Origin of the sequence: Gilliamella sp. CG35 (genome assembly GCF_046635745.1) — a bacterium.
GTDB lineage: Bacteria > Pseudomonadota > Gammaproteobacteria > Enterobacterales > Orbaceae > Gilliamella > Gilliamella apicola_I.
On record NZ_JBIDFH010000006.1, the window covers coordinates 64,948 to 91,174 of the forward strand.

Annotated in this window: 18 protein-coding genes and 1 riboswitch; of the genes, 11 read left to right on the forward strand and 7 right to left on the reverse strand. The window is 34.4% G+C overall.

Annotation, left to right across the window (positions count from 1 at the left end):
- Window positions 1-336 precede the first annotated feature (336 nt).
- A complete protein-coding gene (locus tag ACGH4F_RS04230; protein WP_411590123.1) occupies window positions 337-954 on the reverse strand; it encodes a hypothetical protein in 618 nt (205 codons plus the stop codon).
- Window positions 955-1,265: 311 nt separating this feature from the next.
- Window positions 1,266-1,368, forward strand: a riboswitch (TPP riboswitch).
- Between the two features lie 40 nt (window positions 1,369-1,408).
- On the opposite strand from ACGH4F_RS04230, the gene thiB reads away from it, so the two are divergent.
- The 5 genes from thiB (at window position 1,409) to dinB (ending at window position 7,706) form a co-directional block, all read left to right on the forward strand.
- Window positions 1,409-2,401 carry a thiamine ABC transporter substrate binding subunit gene (thiB, locus tag ACGH4F_RS04235; RefSeq protein WP_411590125.1) on the forward strand — a complete coding sequence of 331 codons (993 nt, stop codon included), beginning with the start codon at window positions 1,409-1,411 and terminating at the stop codon, window positions 2,399-2,401.
- A 14-nt stretch (window positions 2,402-2,415) separates the two neighbouring features.
- Window positions 2,416-3,993 carry a thiamine/thiamine pyrophosphate ABC transporter permease gene (gene thiP / locus ACGH4F_RS04240; protein WP_411590127.1) on the forward strand — a complete coding sequence of 526 codons (1,578 nt, stop codon included), beginning with the start codon at window positions 2,416-2,418 and terminating at the stop codon, window positions 3,991-3,993.
- 22 nt (window positions 3,994-4,015) lie between these two features.
- Entirely contained in the window at window positions 4,016-4,675 is a 660-nt protein-coding gene (gene thiQ, locus ACGH4F_RS04245) for a thiamine ABC transporter ATP-binding protein (RefSeq protein WP_267352174.1), read from the forward strand.
- Between the two features lie 187 nt (window positions 4,676-4,862).
- Entirely contained in the window at window positions 4,863-6,569 is a 1,707-nt protein-coding gene (gene cptA, locus ACGH4F_RS04250) for a phosphoethanolamine transferase CptA (protein ID WP_411590128.1), read from the forward strand.
- Window positions 6,570-6,650: 81 nt separating this feature from the next.
- Window positions 6,651-7,706 carry a DNA polymerase IV gene (dinB, locus tag ACGH4F_RS04255; RefSeq protein WP_267352172.1) on the forward strand — a complete coding sequence of 352 codons (1,056 nt, stop codon included), beginning with the start codon at window positions 6,651-6,653 and terminating at the stop codon, window positions 7,704-7,706.
- 91 nt (window positions 7,707-7,797) lie between these two features.
- Here dinB and ACGH4F_RS04260 read toward each other — a convergent pair whose 3' ends face one another.
- Window positions 7,798-9,234: a 6-phospho-beta-glucosidase gene (locus ACGH4F_RS04260; RefSeq protein ID WP_411590129.1), complete on the reverse strand. Its 1,437-nt coding sequence runs from the start codon at window positions 9,232-9,234 to the stop codon at window positions 7,798-7,800.
- 14 nt (window positions 9,235-9,248) lie between these two features.
- Window positions 9,249-11,123 (reverse strand): glucose PTS transporter subunit IIA, encoded by a 1,875-nt coding sequence (locus ACGH4F_RS04265; protein WP_267359310.1) that lies wholly within the window; start codon window positions 11,121-11,123, stop codon window positions 9,249-9,251.
- 177 nt (window positions 11,124-11,300) lie between these two features.
- On the opposite strand from ACGH4F_RS04265, the gene ACGH4F_RS04270 reads away from it, so the two are divergent.
- Window positions 11,301-12,005 carry a GntR family transcriptional regulator gene (locus ACGH4F_RS04270; RefSeq protein ID WP_267359312.1) on the forward strand — a complete coding sequence of 235 codons (705 nt, stop codon included), beginning with the start codon at window positions 11,301-11,303 and terminating at the stop codon, window positions 12,003-12,005.
- Window positions 12,006-12,197: 192 nt separating this feature from the next.
- Here ACGH4F_RS04270 and ACGH4F_RS04275 read toward each other — a convergent pair whose 3' ends face one another.
- From ACGH4F_RS04275 to rph, 3 genes are all read right to left on the reverse strand, one after another.
- On the reverse strand, window positions 12,198-13,304 hold the full coding sequence (locus ACGH4F_RS04275) for an SIMPL domain-containing protein (protein WP_411590131.1): 1,107 nt from the start codon (window positions 13,302-13,304) through the stop codon (window positions 12,198-12,200).
- Window positions 13,305-13,498: 194 nt separating this feature from the next.
- The gene (gene pyrE / locus ACGH4F_RS04280) at window positions 13,499-14,146 is read right to left on the reverse strand and encodes an orotate phosphoribosyltransferase (protein ID WP_267352167.1); all 648 of its coding nucleotides are present in this window, start codon (window positions 14,144-14,146) and stop codon (window positions 13,499-13,501) included.
- Between the two features lie 13 nt (window positions 14,147-14,159).
- The gene (gene rph / locus ACGH4F_RS04285; RefSeq protein ID WP_220215281.1) at window positions 14,160-14,876 is read right to left on the reverse strand and encodes a ribonuclease PH; all 717 of its coding nucleotides are present in this window, start codon (window positions 14,874-14,876) and stop codon (window positions 14,160-14,162) included.
- Window positions 14,877-15,034: 158 nt separating this feature from the next.
- On the opposite strand from rph, the gene ACGH4F_RS04290 reads away from it, so the two are divergent.
- From ACGH4F_RS04290 to ACGH4F_RS04305, 4 genes are all read left to right on the forward strand, one after another.
- Window positions 15,035-15,901 carry a YicC/YloC family endoribonuclease gene (locus tag ACGH4F_RS04290; RefSeq protein WP_267352166.1) on the forward strand — a complete coding sequence of 289 codons (867 nt, stop codon included), beginning with the start codon at window positions 15,035-15,037 and terminating at the stop codon, window positions 15,899-15,901.
- A 280-nt stretch (window positions 15,902-16,181) separates the two neighbouring features.
- Window positions 16,182-17,075, forward strand: coding sequence for a hypothetical protein (locus ACGH4F_RS04295; protein ID WP_267352165.1), 894 nt, complete (start codon window positions 16,182-16,184; stop codon window positions 17,073-17,075).
- A gap of 598 nt (window positions 17,076-17,673) precedes the next feature.
- The gene (locus tag ACGH4F_RS04300) at window positions 17,674-20,289 is read left to right on the forward strand and encodes an autotransporter outer membrane beta-barrel domain-containing protein (protein WP_267359317.1); all 2,616 of its coding nucleotides are present in this window, start codon (window positions 17,674-17,676) and stop codon (window positions 20,287-20,289) included.
- A 422-nt stretch (window positions 20,290-20,711) separates the two neighbouring features.
- Window positions 20,712-23,312 carry an autotransporter outer membrane beta-barrel domain-containing protein gene (locus ACGH4F_RS04305; protein ID WP_411590134.1) on the forward strand — a complete coding sequence of 867 codons (2,601 nt, stop codon included), beginning with the start codon at window positions 20,712-20,714 and terminating at the stop codon, window positions 23,310-23,312.
- Window positions 23,313-23,449: 137 nt separating this feature from the next.
- Here ACGH4F_RS04305 and ACGH4F_RS04310 read toward each other — a convergent pair whose 3' ends face one another.
- The gene (locus ACGH4F_RS04310) at window positions 23,450-24,841 is read right to left on the reverse strand and encodes an MATE family efflux transporter (RefSeq protein ID WP_267349680.1); all 1,392 of its coding nucleotides are present in this window, start codon (window positions 24,839-24,841) and stop codon (window positions 23,450-23,452) included.
- Between the two features lie 363 nt (window positions 24,842-25,204).
- Here ACGH4F_RS04310 and yejK point away from each other — a divergent pair, with 363 nt between their 5' ends.
- A complete protein-coding gene (gene yejK, locus ACGH4F_RS04315) occupies window positions 25,205-26,209 on the forward strand; it encodes a nucleoid-associated protein YejK (protein WP_267359319.1) in 1,005 nt (334 codons plus the stop codon).
- Window positions 26,210-26,227: the final 18 nt, after the last annotated feature.

Consider the following 26,227-nt stretch of genomic DNA (forward strand, 5'->3'; position numbering starts at 1 on the left):
CTTATATTCAACTTAATGTTGATGTTATTTTTATCATTTTTATTTATATTGAATTGTAGAATGACAATGATTATTTATAAAGATTAATTTTAATACAGTCGATAGAAAACACGCATTTTAGCCCGATTTGGGTTAGCAAATGGCATCTATTATTTTGTTAAATATACAATTCAAAAAAAGCCCGAAAACTCTTATTGGTTTTTAATTTATCTATATTAAATTAACATCAATCTATTTTGAATTCATTATGACCTCTTAAGTAAACCGGCTTTGTGCGATGATCCTTTAAAAAACGAGCTACTCTAGTTATTCATCATTTATATTTTTACGGATTGCTTAACTGGATGCTGTCACAGGAATATGACGAATCTTAGGGTTATTAATGAGTAACCAATCGGGTAAATTACTTTCTTTTTCAACTAGCCAAATAATGGTATTTATAAATAACCGATCGTTTAAACCTTTAGGTTTTGGGTATTCAAGTTGTGAAAGTGCTAAAGAACGCGCAAAAAGTTGATGCTCACTAAAACTCATATTATGACGATTTTTAGACAAATGTGATTCATAATCAATTATCAACGCAACAGGCTGTTGATCATAGCTGACTAGTTGATCTAACGTGTTACTTAAATGATTTATTTTTGCGGAATCTTTTTTGGGAACAGCATTTAATCTTAGGCGTTTAAACAACGTATCGCTTTTAATTGCGGGTAAGTCTGGTGTTTGAATTTCTTCGAATCCAACAGCTGAATTCCACAATAAGACGTGATTAAATTTTGCATTTTTTAATATTCGATAAATCGACAAGACTAATGTTTCGGAAATGATGGTTTCAGTATCAATTTTCGATTGTTGTCGATCATGAATGTTTCCGGATAAAACGAATTGAGGTTTTGAATTTAGATAGCGATTTAAATCACGCATCCAGCGAGGGCTCTTGAAAGATTGAGACATAATTAATCCTTTAATAAAAATCAAATAACTGACGTTTTTATTATATACAAAGCAATTGAGTAACATCTACTATTTTTTTAATTAATAACTTATTTTTATTTGAATTTCTTGAATACTCAATCCGTTAAACAGTGATTAAACTTAGGTGATAATCATAATAAGACACAATTAAAATCGCTTTAAAATTATCTAATTTTGGATCATTAATTCGTTACCTTTTTACCTTAACAGTGATTAAACGTGCTTGTTATTATTCATGCTATCACAATTACAACTGTTTACAATTAATGAGGTAAACACTAAACTATTTATCGTTCTCAACGGGGTGCCCAAATGGCTGAGAATGTTGGTTAACATAACCCGTCGAACCTGAACTGGATCATGCCAGCGGAGGGATTTGAGTTATTGTGTCTGCTCAAACCTTTTGTCTTTTATTTACTATTTTGGAGGCAAAATGTTTCGTAAGAATCTTCTTTTGTTTTTTGTTTTTTCAGCTTTTTTCTTGATTGATACCGCCAATGCTAAGCCAACTTTAACCGTTTATAGTTACAATTCTTTTATGTCTGAGTGGGGCCCAGGTGAGGCCATTAAGCAAGGTTTTGAAGCGGAGTGTGATTGTCAGTTGGATATCATTTCGTTAGGGGATGGTGTATCTATTTTAAATCGGATCCGGCTCGAAGGGAAAAAGACCAATGCCGATGTTATTTTAGGCTTAGACAATAACATTTTACAGCAAGCTAAGTTAGCCAATATTGTTATTCCTCATCAAATCATTAAACCTGATAATCTTAACACTGATTGGTGGAATAATGATTTTCTTCCTTATGATTATGGTTATTTTGCTTTTATTTATAACAAAGATAAAATCAAAAATCCTCCCCATAGTATGCAACAACTTGTTGATAATAAAGCCAATTGGCGAATTATTTATCAAGACCCAAGAACCAGTACGCCAGGACTAGGTCTACTGTTTTGGATCAAAAATATCTATGGCGATGATGCTGCCAATGTATGGAAAAAGATTGCTAAAAATACGGTAACCGTCACCAAAGGCTGGAGTGAATCTTATGGTATGTTTTTGAAAGGCGAAGCTGATTTTGTTTTAAGCTACAGTACATCGCCGATTGCTCATATTATGAAAAATGATCATCGCTATGAGGCAGCCATTTTTGATGAAGGACATTACCGTCAGGTTGAAGTAGCAGGTATAATCAAATACAGTCAGCAACCTGAGTTAGCACGTCAGTTTTTACAGTATTTACTTAGACCTGAAATACAACGTCAGATTGCTGAAAAGAATGTGATGTACCCGATCATTCAAACGACATTACCTGAGGCTTATCAGCAAATAAAGCCTGTCACTAAGGCGTTAGAATTTGGATCTGAGCAAGTTGAAAAAGGACAAAAAGCTTGGATTCGTGAGTGGCAATCAGCGATCAGTAAGTAATTATAGACATTAACATGTTGAATTTTAGAACGTTAATACCGGGTATTCTTGCCTCCGGTAGCATAGTGGTTGTACTGGGTAGTGCATTATTATCCATTGGTTATTACGCAATAACTTCAGGTGAGATAAACAGTTATATTGACAGCTATTTATTACATATTTTGTGGATAACTGTTTATCAAGCCACACTATCAACATGTCTTTCCATTTTCTTTGCTATATTAATGGCAAAAGCTTTATCCATGGTTGAGTTTTGGGGTAAAGGTCTATTGTTGCGAATAATGCCGGTGACGTTTATTTTACCTGCACTGGTTGTTGTGACAGGGCTTTTATCCGTTTATGGGCAACAGGGATTACTGTCAATCTTTGTTGGATATATCGGCTTGCCATTTTCATGGTCAATTTATGGATTACAAGGAATTTTATTAGCACACGTATTTTTGAATTTTCCTTATGCTTGTTGTCTATTTTACCGAACGCTGATGAGTGTGCCTGTTGAACAGAAACAGCTAGCCGCTCAATTGAATTTTTCTGGTTACACTTTTTTTCGATTGGTTGAATGGCCACATCTTCGTCGGCAAATATTGCCTATGGCTTCGCTGATTTTTATGCTCTGTTTTTCAAGTTTTGCGATTGTATTGGCTTTAGGCGGTGGCCCCAAATATACCACCATTGAAGTAGCAATTTATCAATCCATTCGTGATTTTGATTTTATTCAAGCGGTTTTGCTTTCCTTATTGCAATTGCTTTGTTGTGTAGGTTTTATGGGAATAATGCAAAAGTTTAATAATAATAAACAAGTCACAATGCGCTTTATAAAGCAAAACTACCGTTTTCCTGTTTCTGGCTTGGCTGCCTTGCTAAGTTCAATCGTGATTATTATAGGGGGATTATTTATTTTACTTCCTTTGATAAATATCGTGATTGATGGTGTTTATTTTTTCCGTTTGTCACTGTTTACGCCAACCTTTCAACATGCAACACTGTTTTCACTTTTCATTGCATTGGGGTCAGCCATCGTAACCCTGTTAATGGCACTATTTATTCTTTGGACAAATAGTCGATTGCTCATTTATCAAAAGGTAACTTGGAGTAATCGATTAATGTTAGCCAGTTCGTTAATTTTAGCGATTCCCAGCATGATTTTAGCGTCAGGACTGTTTATATTATTTTATCAGTATGCAGGTAATACTTGGTTTATCTGCATTTTATTAATATTGTGTAATGCTTTAATGGCATTACCTTTTGTCATTAAAAGTCTGGCTACCCCCATGTTCGATGTCACTAAGCGTTATTGGCTATTAAGCCAATCCCTTTGCATTGACGGGGTTAACCATTTTTATTTGATTGAATATAAAGCGTTAAACAAATTAATGTTAAAAAGTTTTGTTTTTTCGGCTATCTTATCTTTAGGGGATTTTGGCATTATCGCACTATTTGGTGGGCAGTCAGTCATCACATTGCCTTATTACCTCTATGAGCAGCTATCACATTATCATTATCAAGATGGTAGTGTCACAGCGGCAATATTATTAATTATCTCTTTTAGTTTATTGGTTTTGGTGGATGATGATCACACTCAATCATATTAATTATCATTATGATAATTTTAAAATGTTTTTTAATTTTGGTATTGCCGCAAAAGAACGGGTCGTCATTGTTGGGCCAAGTGGTGCGGGTAAAAGTTCATTATTGAGTTTAATCGCTGGTTTTATTTCACCTGATTCAGGAAAAATAATACTCGATGATCAAGATATGACGAATGTCACTCCCGGAAAACGCCCGGTATCTATGTTGTTTCAACATAATAATTTGTTTGACCATTTAACGGTTCAAGATAATATCGCTTTAGGATTAAAACCTTCTTTAAAGCTGAATATTTCACAAATGCAAATTATTGATGATATTTTAGAAAAAGTTGGATTAACAGGATTTAATCAACGTTACCCTGAACAATTATCGGGTGGTCAACGTCAACGGGTTGCTTTAGCGCGGTGTCTAATTCAACATCGTCCGATTTTACTTTTAGATGAGCCTTTTTCAGCGCTGGATCAATCATTACGTTTTGAAATGCTTGAATTAGTTAACCAAATCTGTGAAGAATTTGAATTAACATTAATGATGGTGTCCCATTATCTGGATGAATCATTGTATTATTTTTCACGATGTTTAGTTGTCGATGAAGGGCAGATTATTTTTAATCATTCACCCAAAAAGTTAACCTGTTCAGAACATCAACATGTTGCTCAGCTATTAGGCTTGAAGTCGATTTAATCCGCTAAAATTAATCTTTAGCTAAGCAGTATATTCATTGAAAATATGTTTCATATTGCTTTCATAGCATTAATGATTACCGTTGGCTTTTGTTAGTTTCAATATCGAATGTGAGTGCTTAAGGTTTTATTAATCTACCCAATGTATCTTATAAAAACTTATTCATCATGATTCGTTATTGATATTTATGCAAAATTTGAAAGAAGATCAGAAATTTAGTTTTTCCTCGTTATTTTTGATTATATTATTTTTTACCTATTTTTCATCCGCTTTGCAACTCTATATTTCTCTGTCGGGACACTCTAATTTTATTGGGTTAAGAGATTCCATTATTTATAGCTTAATTTGGCTCATACCGGTGTTATTTTTTCCGAATCATACTCGTAAAATTGCAGCCATTTATGGGATTATAGTTGGCGGATTGTCTTTAATTTCGTTAGCTTATTTTGTGATTTATCGGCAGGAGTTTTCACAAAGTGTTTTTTTTATAATGGCTGAATCAAATTTCAATGAATCTAATGAATATATTCAGCAATACTTGAGTTTTAAATTGATTGCCGTATTAGTCGTCTATATTTTAGTGGCTCTATTTCTTTGGAAACAAGTCAAACCGGTTTATGTCCAAAATAAAACTAAGTGGATAGTTTCATTGTTGATTGCTATTTATGCTTTGATGCCACTAGTAATCAGTGTAATGGTAAAAAAAACCTCCTTTGAGAGAGCGGGAGCACATTTATTAAGCCGTATGGAAACGACAGTACCTTGGCAATTAATGAGCAGCTATATTGCATACCGTTCACAACTTTCTAATATGGAAAATATTTTGAATAATTTGCAATCTTTGCCTTCATTAGAAAATTTAACAGATAGTAATGGAGAGACACCAAGAACATTAGTCTTAATCATTGGGGAATCGACTACCCGTACAAGAATGGGAATTTATGGTTATAACCGCAATACTACCCCGATGATTGAACAATTTAAAAAAGAAAATCCAAATTTATTGGTTTTCAACGATGTTGTCTCATCCAGACCATATACGATCGAAATTTTAGAACAAGCCCTGACTTTCGCCGATGAGCGGCATCCTGATTTATACTTAACACAACCTTCACTCATTCATCTTATGAAACAAGCAGGGTATAAAACATTTTGGATTACCAATCAACAAACAATGACTAAACGAAATACGATGTTAACCATGTTTTCTAAGCAAACAGATAAACAATATTATATGAATAACGATCGTAATCAAAGTGCCAGACAATATGATGATGCTGTGATTCAGCCTTTTAAAGAGGTGTTAACCGATCCCGCTAAAAAGAAATTTATCGTTATTCATTTACTTGGTACGCATATGAAATATGAATTTCGTTATCCGAAAAGTAGTGAATATAATGTTTTTCAAGATAAGACAGGCATTCCATTCAATATTGACGATGATAACGCCAAAGTCTACAACAGCTATGATAATGCAATTAGCTATAATGATTATGTAATAACGACATTGTTTAATACATTTAAACAGAGCCATGATAACGGTTTTATATTGTATTTTTCCGATCATGGTGAAGAGGTTTATCAAACACCACCGTATGATGTCTTAGGACGAAATGAAAAAGCACCAACCAAACCGATGTATACCATTCCCTTTATACTTTGGCAATCACCAAGTTGGTTGAAAACACATCCTAATGATTATCAAGCTTACGTTGATCGCAAATTTAGCTCACAAGATTTAATTCATACTTGGTCTGATTTAGCCGGCTTAAGTTACAATTTATATCAGCCTGAAAAAAGTTTAGTTAATCCTAACTTTAAACCATCAATACGTTGGATTGGCGATCCCTATGATAAAAAAGGTTTAGTGGATTTTGATAAATTGGTTAAGTAATTGATATCCTGATTGCACAAGCATTTAAGGTATGATATTGTATATTTATACAGTTATATTTTAGATGCTATCATTCAGATTATGCGAAAAATCATTCATGTTGACATGGATTGTTTTTATGCGGCAGTTGAGATGCGGGACAACCCTCGATACCGTAATATCCCCATTGCTGTTGGGGGTGACCCACGAAAAAGAGGCGTTGTTGCAACAGCCAATTATCTTGCTCGACAATTTGGTATTCATAGTGCTATGTCAATGGCACAAGCGGTAAAACTGTGTCCAAATCTTAAAGTTATTCCGGGTAGACATGCTGTTTATAAAGAAGTTTCAAACCAGATTCATCAAATTTTTCAGCGTTATACCCAAGCAATCGAGGCCTTATCACTTGATGAAGCTTATTTAGATGTGACTGATTGTCAACTTTGCCATGGTTCGGCAACATTAATTGCCAAAGACATTCGCCAAGCTATATTTAATGAACTGGGTTTAACTGCGTCAGCTGGTGTTGCGCCACTTAAATTTTTAGCTAAAATTGCTTCAGATATGAACAAGCCTAACGGTCAATATGTGATTACACCTGACGAAGTTGATTCGTTCATACAGCAACTCCCTCTTAAAAAGATTCCGGGGGTGGGGAAAGTCACCGAAAAAAAACTGGCTGAACTAGGGTTATTTACTTGTCGAGATGTGGTGAAGTATGATTTAACCAAATTACTTAATCAATTTGGTAAGTTTGGACGAGTGCTTTATGAAAGATGTCAAGGCATTGATGAGCGTGAAGTCTGTAATGACAGGCAACGTAAATCAGTGGGTGTTGAACGTACTTTGGTTGATGATATTCATACTTGGGATGACTGTTTACTGCAACTCGATCCACTTTATGATGAGTTAGAAAAACGATTAAGTAAAGTCAGAACAGATTTATCGATTGCCCGACAAGGGGTAAAATTTAAATTTGATGATTTTCAACTCACGACACAAGAACATGTCTGGGCAAAGCTGGATAAACAAGATTTGATTGAACAAGCGTACAAAGTTTGGCAAGAACGACGAAATGATAGGGGGGTTAGGTTAATTGGCTTTCATGTTACCCTTATTGATCCACAATTAGACAAACAGTTAATCTTCCCTTTTTAGCTATTTAAAGCACTAAGGTGTTAAGCTGAATTTATGGGGATGATTGAAATATCACAAAATCCCCATAAATGAGTTTGGCTTAACTAAGTCGTTATTTTAAGTTTTCACCGTTGGTCTGAATGACTTGTTTATACCAATCAAAGGAATCCTTCTTATACCGTTTCATGCTACCATTACCTTCGTTATCACGATCAACATAGATCACACCATAACGTTTTTTCATTTCGCCAGTAGTAAAGGATACAACATCTATAATTCCCCATGCGGTATACCCAATAACATCTACCCCGTCATAGTCCATTGCTGTTAACATTGCTTTGATATGTGCACCGAGATATTCAATTCGAGGTTGGTCATGTATTTGATGACCATTTTCGAGTTGGTCAATTGCCCCGAAACCATTTTCAACAATAAATAACGGCAATTGATAGCGATCATATAAACGGTTTAATGTATAGCGTAAGCCTTCAGGGTCAATTGGCCATCCCCAGTCACTGCTTTTAATATAAGGATTTTCAACCGCATTTGGTAAAGCACCATTGACGATATTGTCACGGTTATCATTTTTGACATCGGCTTTAACGACAGTAGACATGTAATAACTAAACCCAATGTAATCAACTGTGCCTTGTTTCAAACATGCTAAATCTTCTTGCGTAATATCAAGTTTATAACCTTCACGCTCAAACTCTTTTAATGCATAAGCAGGGTAATAGCCTCGGACATGAACATCAGGGAAGAAGAATCGTTGATGCATTGCAATTTCTGAAGCCATCATATCTTCAGGATTACATGAGTATGGATAGATTGGTACATGAGAAATCATACAGCCAATTTGAAAATCTGGGTTGATTTTTTTACCCGCGATCACGGCTTTAGCACTGGCTAAGAGTTCGTAATGAGCAACTTGGTAAAGGACTTCTTGCGGATTTTCGCCTGCTTTGACTTGTACACCAGAATTAGTCCAAAAGAAAATAGGATTACTCGTATCCATTTGATTGTTAATTTCGTTAAATGTCATCCAGTATTTAACTTTGTTTTTATAACGCTCAAAGCAGGTGATCGCAAATCGTTCAAAAAACTCAACCGTTTTACGATTACGGAATCCCCCATATTCACGAGCAATATGCAAAGGAATTTCAAAATGGGATAGGGTAATGACCGGTTCAATTCCGTTGGCAATTAATTCATCAAATACCGCGTCGTAAAACTGTAATCCCTCTTCATTAGGTTGTAGTTCATCGCCTTTAGGGAAAATTCTTGTCCAAGCAATCGAAGTACGAAGACATTTAAGTCCTAGATCCGCAAATAGTTTAATATCCTCTTTATAATGGTGATAAAAATCAATTGCGGTATGGTTTGGGTAAAATTTTCCTGCTTCAATATCTTGCGTAATTTGTCTTGGCACACCGTGTGCACCTGCTGTCATAACATCGACGACACTTGGGCCTTTACCGCCCTCATTCCAACCGCCTTCAAATTGGTGGGCAGCTAATGCACCACCCCATAAAAAATTTTTTTGCTTCATATCTGTGTTCCTTGTTATTGCTTAATGTCAAATACGATATCTTGAGTTGTAACGTCTGTTTTATCGGTTAAAGTGATTTGCTGATACTGCGTACTATTAACAATAATAATTGGGGTGATTAATGGATAACCCGCTTTTATAATTGCGTCTGGATCAAAACTGATAAGCAAATCACCTTTTTTAACTTGTTGATTTAATGATACATGATAATTAAATTCGTTATTTGTTAAATTAACTGTATCGATACCACAATGGATTAATAGTTCTACACCATTATTTAAGGTCAAACCAATTGCATGCTTTGAACGCTCAAATACTGCAGTAATTTGCGCATCATCAGGGGCATAAACGTGATTATCCGTTGGCTCAATTGCGATACCTTCTCCCATTAACTTTTGCGCGAAGGCAGGATCAGGGACTTCACTCAGTGGCAGCGCTTTCCCTGTCATTGGGCTGGTAATTTGAATCTCATCAAGTAAAACATTTGGCGTATCATCTTCGATTGAATCGTTTGAGGATAATTTTGTTTCACCCGTCCCTAAAATTTGTATCAATAATACAGGTCCAAACAGGGCAATTGCTGAACCAAGTAATACGCCAATAAATGATCCTGGGTGTTCAGGGTTAATCGCATTAACTATAGTTAACGGACCCGGCAAAGCGGCATAGGTATAGTAATAAGGTGTAAAAAATCCAGCAACAATTCCGCCTATTGCTGCACATGCACAGCCATAAATGAAAGGTTTTTTGAAACGTAAGTTCACACCATATATAGCCGGTTCAGTAATACCAAAAATACCGGTAACAAATGCGGATAAAGAGACCCCTTTCATATCTTTATTTTTGGTTTTGATATAGAATCCTAACGCCGCGCCCACTTGACCAATAACAGCAATTGTTTGGAAAGCTTGGAATGAATCTTGACCGTATTGATTAATATTTTCAATGATAACGGGGGTGATTCCCCAATGAACACCGAAAATAACAAATATTTGCCAAACTGCACCGATTAATCCACCTGCCACAGATGGTGCAAGATTAACAATCCAGTTATACCCATTAGCAATATAATGTGCAGCATTTGCAGTCAGCGGACCGATTGCAAGCAAAGTAAGCGGAACCATAATGACTAAGCAAATAAGAGGCATCAGGAGTGGTTTGATGATGCTATGTAAACGTGGCTCTAAAAATCGTTCTAAATAAGATAACAACCAAACTAAGAATAAAGGGGGTAAAACCGTAGATGTATAAGTAGTTTCAGACAATGCCAAACCAAATAAATTAACTTCTTGTCCTGATTTAATGAGCGCCGCTAATTCAGCCCAGGTTGGTGATAACAAGGCTGCACAACACGCCACGGCGATATAAATATTACAGCGAAAATGTTGTGATGCTGTAATCGCAATAAAAATAGGTAAAAAGGCGAAGGGTGCCCACGAAATGAAATTGAATACTTGGTAAGTGCCTGTCGTTCCGAAATCAGGAAAGGCTAATTTAATTAAGATTAGAATCCCTTGTAATATTCCCGATGCGGCTAAAACATAAACGAAAGGCGCAAAAACGGCTGACATAGTTGCAATGATAAGATTTAATATATTTTTATTTTCGGAACTTGCAACTTTATTATCTGTTTTAATTAATTGTATAAAAGCATTGTAGACCTTATCGACATTTGTGCCAATCACCACCTGAATTTGTCCACCTTTTTCAACAACGGTTATGACGCCAGGGAATTTAGCAATATTTTCTTTAGCATTTTCGGGTGTTTTTTGGGTTACCAAACGTAAACGTGTTGCACAACGAGCGACTGTGACAATATTATCTTCACCACCCAGCTCATTCAAAATATCAACAGCCAACTTATTATAGTCTCGAATCTTTGATGACATTGTTTAAAGTTCCTTATAAAAAATACAGTTAGCTTATCTTATCGACAAATTGAAAATTGTTAATTACCAATTTTATTGTTTGTGATCTAGATCTAATTTTAAATTTGTTTGCTTTAATATTAAAATAACCTGTATAAAATGGGATATGCCTATCTAAAAAACAGAGAAGGGAAATAAATGTTAAAATATCAGGATGTTGCAGAAAAAATTAAACGAACAATTTATCAACAAAAATTGCCAAAAGATACCCAATTACCCAATATTGAAGGGTTAATTAACCAATATCAAGTCAGTCGGACAACCATTATTAAAGCCTTGAATCAACTTGAACGCCATGGCGTAATCTATCAAATACAAGGTAGTGGTATTTTTGTCAGACAGCCTAAAAAAAGTGGATATCTCAATTTTCTAGAGAGTCACGGCTTTAGTGTAGATTTAAACGATCTTCCTGGTGCATCGCAAGTATTTAACGTAGATGTTATTGAACCAGACAAAAAAGTAAAAGAAAATCTAAGATGTAGTGATGATGAACACGTTTATTACATCAAGCGTTTGCGATATGTGGACGGCGAAATATATGGATTTGAACAATCTTATTATCGCAAAAAACTGGTTTCATATTTGAATAAAGAAATTGCTGAGCATTCAATATTTAGTTATGTGAAAGATATCTGTAAAATTAGCATTGGTTTTTCAGATAAGTATTTCAAAGCGATAAAATTAGACGCTGAAATAGCGGAATACTTAGGCTTACAAGCAGGCGATCCGGCGTTATGTGTTGAAGAGATATTTTATACATCGGCAGGAGAACCATTCGATTTTTCAACAATTATCTACCATTACGACAATGCTAAATTTTATGTGCAGAGCCATTCTAAATGAATCGAAGTTTTAAGAGAGTAGCTTGAAAAAATGGATGATTGATGTAGTAAACTATTTGTACAATAAATACTTTAAATTATAAATAAAATGGTAAGTATATTCGGGTTTAAACGCTCTCCGACTATTTACCATTTAGTTAAAAAGCTAACTAAGGAGAGCGTGCTCAATTAATAATAGGTTTATCTTAAAAGTTTATTGTATAGGTTTAAGTGTTTCAAAAGTACCTGATAAAATTAGATTTATTTTATACTCTGTTGGAGCATAAATATTAACATCTGCCCTCATATTTCCATCATCATACAATCTTTTCGCATAACGTTGAGATGAATTGTATTCGGAATGCAAATCAAATTCTCTACCGCTTATATCAAGTTGTATTGGTGCACCTAACAGATATTGTTTCGCCAGTAGTCTTTCAACTTTATTTTTAAGTTTAGCTAATAATATTGCTTCATGCTCTTCAACTGCTTTTTGAACGGCTTCTTTCGAAACGGTGTAATAAGTATCATCATTGACAACCATTTTTAATTCTTGAGCTTTAGCAATAATTTTACCAATAAGGTCAAGCTTAGTTGTTTTGACCATAAGATTATGCTGAACATAATATTGTTTTACAGTAATTCTTTCCGGTGATATTTTATCAGTATCTGACTGTGTTATGGTAAAATTCGTTAATTGAAGTTTTTTTAATTCATCGGTAATGGTTGAATATTTTTTATAAAGATTATCTTTGGCGTTATTTAAAGTTTGGGCTGTTTCGCGAATATTGAAAGCATAGAGATTTTTAACTTTATCGCTTTTTACTTGATGAATATCATTGATATTATATTTATCTAATATTTTATTGAGATCAACAAAGCTATCGTTATTATCAATCTTTATAACAATATTCATATTTGCTTGATATTTTGAATTTTCTTGACTATTTTCTTGATTTATCTCTCTCACATTGTTTTGATAACCAATTGTCTCTAAATTGTCTTCAGTTAAGCCCAACTTCAATAATTCATCTTTAAATTGTTTCATTATATTTACATTGAGATCTGAGGCATCGTTAGGTGTTGCGGCATCAGTTAGTAAAGTTACAGAAAATTGTACTGTGTCAGGTTTTAATACGACAGTTTCAGAAATTTTGGCTTCAACTTTTCCCACAGGTATTAAATTTTTGCCATATTTTAATTCTTGTAATTGAAGATAAGTATTATTGACATTCAATTCTTGATTAACTGAGTTAGCAGCATAACTATTAAAGGCGATACCAATATTGAGTAACATGGCAAATAAAATTGTTTTTTTCATCTTATTATCCTACAGTTAAGGTTTATTTGTTTATAAAAATACTTGTTGAATTGCTAATAAAAGGCTAAATAAATCTAATCTAGATTATAGATAAAAAGCAGATTAAATGTCTAAAAAATGTATGGGATTGTAAAAAGATGTAAAAGCGTTTTTCAACGCTTTTATTTCATTAGCTGATTGTGTAAGAGTTTACTTTAGTTTATACCATATTGCTCACGATAAGCTTCAACTAGTTTTACTTGATCTTGTCTGGTTGGATCTTGATAAAGATATTGGATCAAATCATCAAGTGTAATAATTGAAATCACTTCGCAATGATAAGTTTGTTTAATTTCTTGAATTGCAGAAAGATCGGCACGACCTTTTTCTTGTCGGTCTAAGCAAATTAATACGCCAGCTAATTTTGATTTATTATCTTCCAATATTTGCATCGATTCACGTATTGCGGTTCCTGCAGTAATAACATCGTCAACCAGCATAACACGTTGCTCATAAATCGAACTGCCGACTAAATTGCCTCCTTCACCATGATCTTTTGCCTCTTTACGATTAAAGCAGTAAGGAACATCAACGTTGTGATGTTCAGATAATGCAACGACAGTTGATGATACAATCGGAATCCCCTTATAAGCAGGACCAAAAATTACGTCATATTCGAGCTTGGCATCTAATAAAGCAGCAGCGTAAAAGCGACCTAAAAGCGCTAAATCTTTACCGGTGTTAAACAAACCCGCATTAAAAAAATAAGGACTTTTTCGACCTGATTTTAAGGTGAATTCGCCAAATTTCAATGCTTGCCGATTTAAAGCAAATTCAATAAATTCACTTTTGTATGATTTCATCGATCCTCTCCAATTAATCTTTTAAGGCCTGTCTTTGTGCATCAATAATTGTTGCAATGCCATTTTTGGCTAATTCTAATAATTTTAATAATTCGTCATGACTAAAAGGTTCACCTTCGGCAGTCCCTTGAACTTCAATAATTCGTCCGTCATCAGTCATTACTACATTCATATCAGTTTCAGCATTAGAATCTTCAATATATTCTAAATCACATACCGGTTGACCATCGACAATACCGACAGACACCGCTGCGACCAATGATTTAATCGGATTTTGTTTAACTTTACCTTCGGCAATCATTTTATTTATCGCATCATTTAGCGCTACACACGCGCCAGTAATTGAAGCTGTTCTTGTACCACCGTCAGCTTGAATGACATCGCAGTCTAAGGTAATGGTATATTCGCCTAAAAGTTTAAGATCTATCATTGCTCTTAATGAACGAGCAATTAATCGTTGAATTTCCATTGTGCGACCTGTTTGTTTACCTTTTGCCGCTTCCCGTTGCGTTCTTGAATTAGTCGCACGAGGCAACATACCATATTCAGCCGTGACCCAACCTTGATTTTGACCTTTTAAAAAACGGGGTACGCTTTCATCGACAGTTGCATTACACAGTACTTTTGTTTCACCGAACTCTACTAATACAGAACCTTCTGCATGCTTAGTGTAATGACGGGTAATTTTGATAGGGCGGACTTGTTCCGCAGATCGACCTGACGGGCGCATGCATTTCTCCAGCAGTTATATTTAAAAAATTATTTGAATTTACCATTTAGGAGGACATCAACAAGAAAAGGTTGATGTTTAGCCTAAGCTAAGAGCGCATTATACAGAATTTGTGATACAATGCCCAGCAAGTTTTTTACTAAATTTAGGAAGCCATTATGATTTCCAGTATGACCGCTTATGCCAGAAAAGAAGTAAATCAACCATGGGGGACCGCTTCTTGGGAGCTTCGTTCGGTCAACCAACGTTATTTAGAAACTTACATTCGTTTGCCTGAACAGTTTCGCTCACTTGAGCCTATTATTCGTGAACGGCTTCGTCATCGTTTAACGCGGGGTAAAATTGAATGCCATTTGCGTTTTGAATTGGATCCTGCTGCTCAACATCAAGAATTATCTTTAAACCAAGATCTAGCTAAACAAATTTTAAATGCAGCTAATTGGATTCAGTCAGAGCACAAATCCGGCGAAGTCAATCCTATCGATGTTTTACGTTGGCCAGGTGTATTATCAGCTAAAGAGCAAAATTTAGATACCATATCGCAAGAACTTTTAGCAATATTAGATTCGACAATTGATGAATTTATTACTGTACGTGAACGTGAAGGTAAAGCATTAGGTGAGCTTATCATCCAACGGCTTGAAGGGATAACGGAACAAGTTGAAAAGATTCGTCAATGGATGCCACAGATTTTGGAATGGCAAAAAGAGCGTCTACAAACTAAATTAGCTGAAGCCAATATCGAATTAGATAGCTCAAGGTTTGAACAAGAAATTGTCATGATGGCTCAACGTATTGATGTTGCTGAAGAGCTTGATCGTCTAATGACACACGTTAAAGAAACTTATGCAATTTTGAAGAAAAATGAAGCCGTTGGACGTCGACTTGATTTTATGATGCAAGAATTCAACCGTGAATCGAATACCATTGCTTCAAAATCTATTAATGCCGATGTCACGGCTAGTGCCATTGAATTAAAAGTTTTAATAGAACAAATTCGAGAACAAGTACAAAATATCGAATAATTTTATTAATTAGATATAACAACGTAATTCTTCTCAATATCAATTGATTTTATTATCAAAATATTGAGAAGTTAATGAATTTAAAAATAGCTCGATTTCAACATTTAAAAAAATCCCTTTTTCTTTCCTTTTACTCATACTAAAATACGCCGCTCTCAAAAAAGCTTTGATATGTTTTATGAAAATAATGACGGTTTCACTTGCTGTCAATAATATAAATTATCTAATTTTTCTATTGAAATAATCAAAGTAGATTTATCTATAAATATAAGGAAAAATAATGAACACCTCAACTGAACACTATCAATTTTCAAATAAATTCAATCTGGGCTCTACGATTGTTTTAACTTTGCTGGGTATTTTTGTGGCTATTTTACTTGGCGTTGTATATGCCATAATCTCTCATTTTTCTCCACTAATTCTTATTGATATCGGTCTTATTGTGGGGATGTGTTATGTGATAATCATGTTGCAATCTAATTTATCTCAATTAGCGAAGATCCGTAATGTCAAAATCAATATATTAATGACTTTTTTAATCTGCTTGTTTGCCTATTATTCAAATTTGGTTACTTTTGAAGTTTTGTTATTTGACACTAATTATTTGTCCAATTGGATTTCACTGTTTTTATCGCCTATTGATACTATAACTTTATTAATAGATGATATCATTCCTTATCGTGAAATCACGATTACTAAAGGTAGCTCATCAAAAGGTTCAATTTCAGGGATGTTATTAGCTGGCGTTTATCTGATTGAATTCTTAGTCTTCTTTTACCCAATTTTAACAGCTTTATTTATAGAAGATGCCTTTTGTGAAGATTGCCAAACTTGGTACAAAAAATATTTTTTCCATTCTTTGTCTAGTGAAGAATTAGAAAACAATATTAATAATAGTCGTGTAGGTAATTATGCCGATGCATTAGCCAATGTAGAACTTCAAAAAGATATTCGGGATTTGCTCGTTAAAAAGACTGACGATAAAATGTCAATGCTAAATTATGAATATTGCCAATGTCCAAAATGTCAGCAAAAAAGTATTTTAACCATTACGAAAAAAATGTTAAAACAAACGGATAAAGGGCCTGAAGTTGAAGGTGTGAATGATGGAATACTTGTCAATCAAGCTTATCTTGATCACCAAACAGATCAACTTTTTTCAACAAAAATCTAGCATCACAACGATTAACTATTCTCTTTTAAAATCAGGTACTCTTAAGAGTGCCTGAAAACCCATATTTTAGCTGAAGTCTATTTCCTCAACTCAGTACATCGAAAATGTTATCTTTCCAATGTTAAATCTAAAAAAATAATGTTGTTATAAAAATCGTTTAATAAATAGCGCTGTAAATGTTAAAAAAATTTAATAAATATCATAGAGAAAAAATAAAATAATGGCTTACCATTTAAATTTTATTAAAAATTTATTTGCGTTGTCTATGGCAGCTAGCCAAGTTATCAACCGTTATAAATTGAGAAGTTTGGTGTGCAAAAAAGGTCCAATGTTTGTCACTTTTTAAGTGAAAATTAGATTAGCGGTTTTTACGTTTATCTGAAAATTATCTCATCAAAACTTTTCATTGTTTTTTCATTGAATTAATTAATATTTAATAAAAAAAACAATAGATTAAATAATGCTTACAATATTTATAAGAAATTTTCGATCGATTGAATATTGATTGATCATTTAATCCGATCAATAATATTTTTACATAACTTTCTAAAAGACTAGTGGTTATGTTTAATATCGTAAAATCAAGGAAATTTAATAAATGAATAAAATCTACAAAGTTTTAAAAAATAGACAAGGAATAAGCTTGGCAGTATCGGAACTAGCCAAAGGCAAAACAAAATCTTCAGTAAGTAAAATTGCAGCAGCCATCATGATTACAGCTGCGATGTCTGAAAGTGCATTAGCTGCACCAATTCATATTAATTCGAATGAAACAATCAAAGGTAATGGTACTGGCACAATTCAAAGTGGTCAAATAACCAATGAGGAATATTCATTAGGATCAGGGACAAATGGAAAAGGACGTCTAACGATTAGTGATGGCGGTACGCTATCGTTAGCAAGAATTTTAGTTGGTCGAGGCGCAGGAAATTCAGGTGAATTAATTCTTGATAATGGACATCTTATTAATGCTCAGGGTGTTGCATACTTTGGTTTCCAAGGTGGTGATGCGAATGTATTAATCACAAATGGTGGTACTTTCACTAATACTGCTTGGGCTTCGCCAAGTATAGGAAGTGAAGCTGGTTCTAATACCACCCTAACAGTGAAAGGTAAAGGAAGCGCATTCATTCAAAAATCGAAAATTCAAGTATTTGTTGGCGCTAATGGTAATGCCAAAGTTGATGTCATAGAGGGCGGCTTATTTGATGCAAAAAATACGCTATTGCTTGGATTTGCAAATGGTACTGCAATTTTTAATGTTATAGGTAAGGATTCAACATTAAATGCGGCCACTATGCGTATAGGGCCAGAAAAAAATGTAAATACGGGTCATGCTGAGCTAAATATTTTAAATGGTGCTAAAGCCAATATTGGTGATACAGTCAACGGTACTTTAGTTGTTAGAAATGGCGGTAAAGTATTTGTTGATGGAACTGATTCTGCATTGAATGTGGTTAAGGATATATCAATTGGTAATAAAAGTGAAATCACGGTTTCTAATGATGCCAAAATAAACACAACTAAAAACGCTAATGGTGAAAATGATGGTATAACCATCAATGAGGGCGGTAAATTAAATATTGGTGGTAAACCAAATGAAGCGCCACAAAAAGCGGGAGCAATTGATGTGCCGGTTATCCATTTTGCAAATCAAGATCCATCATTACCAGCGGGTGAACTTAATTTCAATCATACTAATAATGATTATCAAGTAGGCTGGGATATTGATAGCAAAGCAAATGGAAAAGGCAATGTCAATGTAATCTCTGGTGATAACTTTATTAGTGGTAAACATACTTATGAAGGAAACACCAATATAACTGGTGGTTCTTGGAACGCGAAAGCCGAGAATGTCTTTAGCGAAAAATCTAACTATAACGTTGATAAGAAAGGTTCACTTAATTTAGAAGATCATAACCAAACAATTGGCAATTTAGTCAATGGTGGAACTATCGATTTAGGTAAAGACTCAGCAAATACAGTATTAACTGTCAATGGTGATTACCGTGGTGAAGATGGCAAACTGAATATGTATGTGGATACAGAAAAAGGTGAGTCAGATAAACTTGTCGTAAAAGGTAATACGTCAGGAAAAACCAATATTGATATAACTGAAATCGGCCGAGGAAATTCAGAACGCGGTAAAATCAATCTAGTTGATGTTGTCGGTCAAGATGATGCTATCTGGAATATCATTGAGAAAAAAGATAGTGAATTTGACTATACAATTGGACGTGATGAAAATGGCAAATTAGTCATTGAATATACCAACGCATTTTCAAATGTTTATAAATCACCGATAGTAGCATCAGTATTTGGTAACCAATTAGCGGCATTAAATATGTTCCGTCATAGTGCTCACGACCGTGATACCTCAATTTATGTACCGGATTCAAATGTTTGGATGCGTTATAGCTATGACCGAACTCAGACTGATATGTTTAATGGTAGACAATCAATAGACATGAAGACATCAGTGATTGAAATGGGTGTGGATGTATTATCTTTAGACCAATTTAAAGTAGGGGTTTATGGTGGATACGGTCACAGCTCAATAGACACTCAACAAAAACACAGTAAACGTAACGGTGATGGCAGTGTTAGTGGTTATAACTTAGGGGTTTACGGTAACTGGAATGCACAAACCAATGGTGAAGGGCTTTATGTCGATACTTGGGCACAATATAGCTGGTTCAAACATAAAACTTCAGTTCATTTATCAAATTCAAGAAACTATTCAAGCAAATATAATGGGAACGCATTAAGTTTATCTGCTGAAGTTGGTTATGGATTAATTGTCCTTGAAGGCGATGAGAAAAACTGGTTACTTGAGCCACATGCTCAAATTGGTTATACCTGGTTAGACAGTGATAAGTTTAATTTAGGTCGTGCAGGTAAAGTTGACAACATTAATGCAGATGGTGCGCAATTACGCCTAGGTGCACGTTACTATGGTCAAAGCACAAAATCGGGTTACGGCGTGTTACCATTTATTGAAGCAAACTGGCTATATGATTCATCTTCACCAGAAGCGAAAGTAAAAGGAAAACATGTTGACTCAAATCAAGGTAAAAACTACGCAGAGTTTAAAGTCGGTGTCAGTGGAAGCATGACAAAATCACTAAGTGCTTATGCTCAACTTGATACTCGATTTGGCTCAGATAAATATTCACGAATTGGTGGACAACTAGGTTTAAATTATTCATTCTAACAATAGTAATATCTTAGTAAATACAAAGCAGTACGATTTAGTACTGCTTTTTTATAGAAAAAAGATATGTGATTCAAACTAAATTGAAAAAGGGGATATTTAGCACTGACTAAATAAAGAATTTAGTCTAAAAAAAATCATAACATGAACAATATATTGAAAAAAAAAGATTGCTAATTGATTATGTATTTTAAACGCAGAATATGAAAATTTTGTGCAAAAATAATCAGTTTATTAACTTTACATTAACTTACAATTAACAAAAAAAACAATTAATTATAATTATATTACGCTTTTTATTAGAAATTTTCGATAGATTAAATGTTGATTGATCGCTTAATCCGATCAATAATGTTTTTTACATAAGTCTCTTGAATCTTAGTGACTATGTTTAATATTGTAAAATGAAGGAAATTTAACAAATGAATAAAATTTATAAAGTTTTGAAAAATAGACAAGGAATTAGTCTGGCAGTTTCGGAATTAGCCAGAGGAAGAGGTAAAAAAACTAAATCAGTATTAATTAATGCCACAATTCTTGGGGCTTTATCTGTTTTATCTTCCGGCAATGCTTTTGCTGCACGTGTTAATATAGATACCAATCAAATTATTAAAGGTGATGACACTGGAACTTTGCCTAATGGCGTAGTCAGCAATGATGAATATATCATTGGTCAAAATGGACATTTAACAATTAGTGATAATGGTACATTAAAAATTAATAGAATTATAGTGGCACATGATGTAGATACTTCTGCTCAATTTACACTCGACAATGGTCATTTCATTAACTCTACTGGTGATGCTTATTTAGGATCTCAAGGTAACGCTAATATTCTTATTACTAATGGCGGCACTTTTACCAATACTGGATGGTCTTCATTACGTATAGGTCATTCTAGCACTTCTAATACAACTTTAACTGTATCAGGTAAAGGCAGTACAATAAATCAAGTTAACTCACAAGATATGGGGATTGCCGGCGACGGTAAGGCTGTAGTTAATATTTTAGATGGTGGTGTTATTAATTCATCTCGAGCGACATTTGTCGCAAGTGGTAATGGAAATGCGATTATTAATATTGACGGTGAAGGTTCTGCTTTTAATTCAGGTGGTATGCGAGTAGGAACGCAATCAGCTGATAAAGATGGCTATGGTGAAATTAATGTAACCAATGGTGGTAGTTTAAATATTGCTGATGGTGATGCAGGTACATACAACAAGCTAGCTATCAGAAATGGTAAAGTATTAATTGATGGTAAAAATTCTCAATTGAACGTGATGTCTGAAATTATCGTCAATGAGGGTGGTAATCATTCTGCTAGTTTAACCGTTGCAAATGATGCAGCCATCAAAACTCAAAAAGGCGATAAATCTGGTGAGGATCTCGGTATTCGAGTTGATCAAAATGGCGCCCTTAATATCGGTGGCGAAGTTGGAAAAGCCGCTGAAAAAGCAGGTTCTATTGATACGCCAAAAGTTGGATTAAGAAATGGTGGTAAATTAAATATTAATCATACTAACACTGATTATCAAGTAGGCTGGGATATTGATGGAAATGGGGATGTCAATGTCGTCTCTGGTGATAACTTTATTAGTGGTAAACATACTTATGAAGGAAACACTAATATAACCGGTGGTTCTTGGAACGCGAAAGCCGAGAATGTCTTTAGCGAAAAATCTAACTATAACGTTGATAAGAAAGGTTCACTTAATTTAGAAGATCATAACCAAACAATTGGCAATTTAGTCAATGGTGGAACTATCGATTTAGGTAAAGACTCAGCAAATACAGTATTAACTGTCAATGGTGATTACCGTGGTGAAGATGGCAAACTGAATATGTATGTGGATACAGAAAAAGGTGAGTCAGATAAACTTGTCGTAAAAGGTAATACGTCAGGAAAAACCAATATTGATATAACTGAAATCGGCCGAGGAAATTCAGAACGCGGTAAAATCAATCTAGTTGATGTTGTCGGTCAAGATGATGCTATCTGGAATATCATTGAGAAAAAAGATAGTGAATTTGACTATACAATTGGACGTGATGAAAATGGCAAATTAGTCATTGAATATACCAACGCATTTTCAAATGTTTATAAATCACCGATAGTAGCATCAGTATTTGGTAACCAATTAGCGGCATTAAATATGTTCCGTCATAGTGCTCACGACCGTGATACCTCAATTTATGTACCGGATTCAAATGTTTGGATGCGTTATAGCTATGACCGAACTCAGACTGATATGTTTAATGGTAGACAATCAATAGACATGAAGACATCAGTGATTGAAATGGGTGTGGATGTATTATCTTTAGACCAATTTAAAGTAGGGGTTTATGGTGGATACGGTCACAGCTCAATAGACACTCAACAAAAACACAGTAAACGTAACGGTGATGGCAGTGTTAGTGGTTATAACTTAGGGGTTTACGGTAACTGGAATGCACAAACCAATGGTGAAGGGCTTTATGTCGATACTTGGGCACAATATAGCTGGTTCAAACATAAAACTTCAGTTCATTTATCAAATTCAAGAAACTATTCAAGCAAATATAATGGGAACGCATTAAGTTTATCTGCTGAAGTTGGTTATGGATTAATTGTCCTTGAAGGCGATGAGAAAAACTGGTTACTTGAGCCACATGCTCAAATTGGTTATACCTGGTTAGACAGTGATAAGTTTAATTTAGGTCGTGCAGGTAAAGTTGACAACATTAATGCAGATGGTGCGCAATTACGCCTAGGTGCACGTTACTATGGTCAAAGCACAAAATCGGGTTACGGCGTGTTACCATTTATTGAAGCAAACTGGCTATATGATTCATCTTCACCAGAAGCGAAAGTAAAAGGAAAACATGTTGACTCAAATCAAGGTAAAAACTACGCAGAGTTTAAAGTCGGTGTCAGTGGAAGCATGACAAAATCACTAAGTGCTTATGCTCAACTTGATACTCGATTTGGCTCAGATAAATATTCACGAATTGGTGGACAACTAGGTTTAAATTATTCATTCTAATAATAGTAATATCTTACTAAATACAAAGCAGTACAATTAAGTACTGCTTTTTTTATAGATAATTATTAATAACATCAAAAACGATACAATTGTATGGCTTAATCTAACCTAATAACCGATTCTAAACAGCTGAAAAATTATTCATTTAGTTTTGATGAACAATCTCGATTTTTAATGGATTTAAAATAACAATAGAGCACAATATAGGCCGTTCCTGTCGATAGCAGATCTGCTGTTGGCGATGCTGCCCAAACACCATCAAAACCAAAGAATAGCGGTAAAATATATAACGCAGGTAATAAAATTAAAATCTGCCTTGAAAGACTTAATAGGATCGAAATTTTTGCCATGCCAATACATTGGAAAAAGCTTGTTGTCACCATTTGGAATCCAACAAAAGCAAACGAAAGTGTCGTATAGCGAAGCGCTATAGCTGATAAAGAAACCAAATCCTGTTCAGAACTAAAAGCACGAACAAGTGTATCGGGAATAAAAAATCCCAGTATAAATCCAATTGATGTGACCACCGTTGCAACCTTAACCGCATAAAAAAACGTTGCTTTAACTCGTGCGTAATTTTTAGAACCATAATTGTAACCAATTATAGGTTGCATGCCTTGATTAATACCGATGACTATCATAATAATTAAGGTAATAAGTCGATTTGCATTTGAATAAGCTGCGATAGCATCATCGCTCGATTCATGGGCTAATGGTGCATAGTGATTAAGTTGCCAGTTGATAAACACAACCACAACGGAAGCGGCAATTTGCATAGCAAAAGGTGACATCCCGATGGATAAGATCGCTTTGACAATTTTTAAATTAAGTCTGAAATTGCGTAGATACAATTTAATATTGCTATTTTTACTAATAAAATGCTGCATGACAAACAGAAAACTTATCAACATAGATAGTGTGGTTGCCAAAGCAGCCCCACGCATACCCCAACCCAAACCAATAATAAAGATTGGCGCTAAAATTATATTAGCAATAACGCTGACAAACATCGTTACCATCGCTTTAAACGGATAACCACTTGCACGCATCATATTATTATAGTTAAACGTCAATGTCAGGAAGATACTGCCAGGTAAAAAGACTTCTAAAAATTCTCTGGCATAAGTGTGATTAACGGGACTTGACCCCACAAACCGTAAAACGGGATCAACAAAAAAAAGCAATAATGACAATGTTAAACCACTTAATAGCGCAGTTAACATAAACGAGGTACCGGCAACTTTTTCTGCCTGATCATTTTCGCCTCGCCCTAAAAAAATTGATATTCGGCTAGCAGAACCTATTCCAACTAACATACCTATTCCTGCCGCAAAATTCATGACTGGCAAAATAAGCCCAGCGGCGCTGAGTGCTTCACGTCCAATCCAATGACCGATAAAAATACCATCAATAATGTTATATAACGTATTAACAATTGTTCCTATTACCGCAGGCAATGCATATTGCCAAAATAATGAACTGATTTTTTTATTTCTGAAATCATTATAAATATCTTTGGAGTGAGCCATAGTTATTCTTACCACAATAAGGTTTTTTAAAAGTTATTTGTTTACAATATAGTTTAATATATTATTTAAAGTCAGTAATGTTTGCTAGTTGAATTAGCAAAATTCGTTACTTTGACGATTTATCAAACCAACATTTAAAATTAATATTCAATTAATACCAGTAAATTTTTTTAAGAAAGCGAGTCATCGTCATCTATTGTAGCTTTAAATGGTAAGAAAGCTTAAGTAGATAAGATGTTATTGCCGATTTTGGAATGTTTATCTCATATAAGTCAAACAGGTTTTCATTTGTTGATAGCACTTTTTCAGTGCTTTGGTAAAATATATCATAATTTAATACTGCGATCCAAATAGGAATCCCTAATGAGTGTACAAATAGAAAAAGTTATCTTGCATAAATTAATTAGAAAAAGCGATACTGAAATTGAACTACAATTGCGTGACTCGATGTTAAGTAATCAACAAGCTGTGGTTAATTTAATTGAAGATATAAACCGTATTTATAATAATAAAAGTAAAGCATATGGTCTGTTCAACGAAGAAAGTTTATTTGAACAATCCCTTAAAGAATTACGGCTTGGCAACCAAGATTTTTTACATTTTAGTCAAGAATCTACCAAACAGTTACGCAATGAACTGGCTAAATATCCTTTTGCTGAAGGTGGCACAGTCGTTTTTTGTCACTATCGTTATTTAGCCGTAGAGTATCTGATCATTGCGGTTTTAAATAGTTGTTCGAGTATGTTAGTCAATGAACAACTTGATATATCTGAAACACAATATTTAGATATTGATCATGCTGACATTATCGCTCGAATTGATATCACTGAATGGGAAACCGATGCAGATTCTAAACGTTACTTAACCTTTTTAAAAGGAAGAGTAGGGCGTAAAGTATCAGACTTTTTTATGGATTACTTAGGTGCAAGTGAAGGGTTAGATGCCAAAGCACAGAATAAAACTTTAGTGAAAGCGGTTGATGATTATTGTCAGGAAATGCAATTTGATAAACAAGACAAAGTTCATGCACGTGAAAATGTTTACAATTATTGCCAAGCTCAGTTGCAAGCCGGTGAAGAAATTGAGCTTAAAAATCTCGCCAATGAATTACCAACTCATGGTGATAACAATTTTATGGAATTTGTTAAAAACAGTGATTACGATTTGGAAGAAACGTTTCCGGTTGATCGTAGTGCTTTGCGCCAACTTAAAAAATTCTCTGGAAGTGGAGGGGGATTAACATTAAGTTTTGATTCCGATCTCCTCGGAGAACGAATTAAATGGGATCCGCAAACCGATTCATTAGTAATAAAAGGTGTGCCACCTAACTTACGTGATCAGTTGCAACGCAATAGTGGTTCAAACTAATTATACACTCCCTTTTTT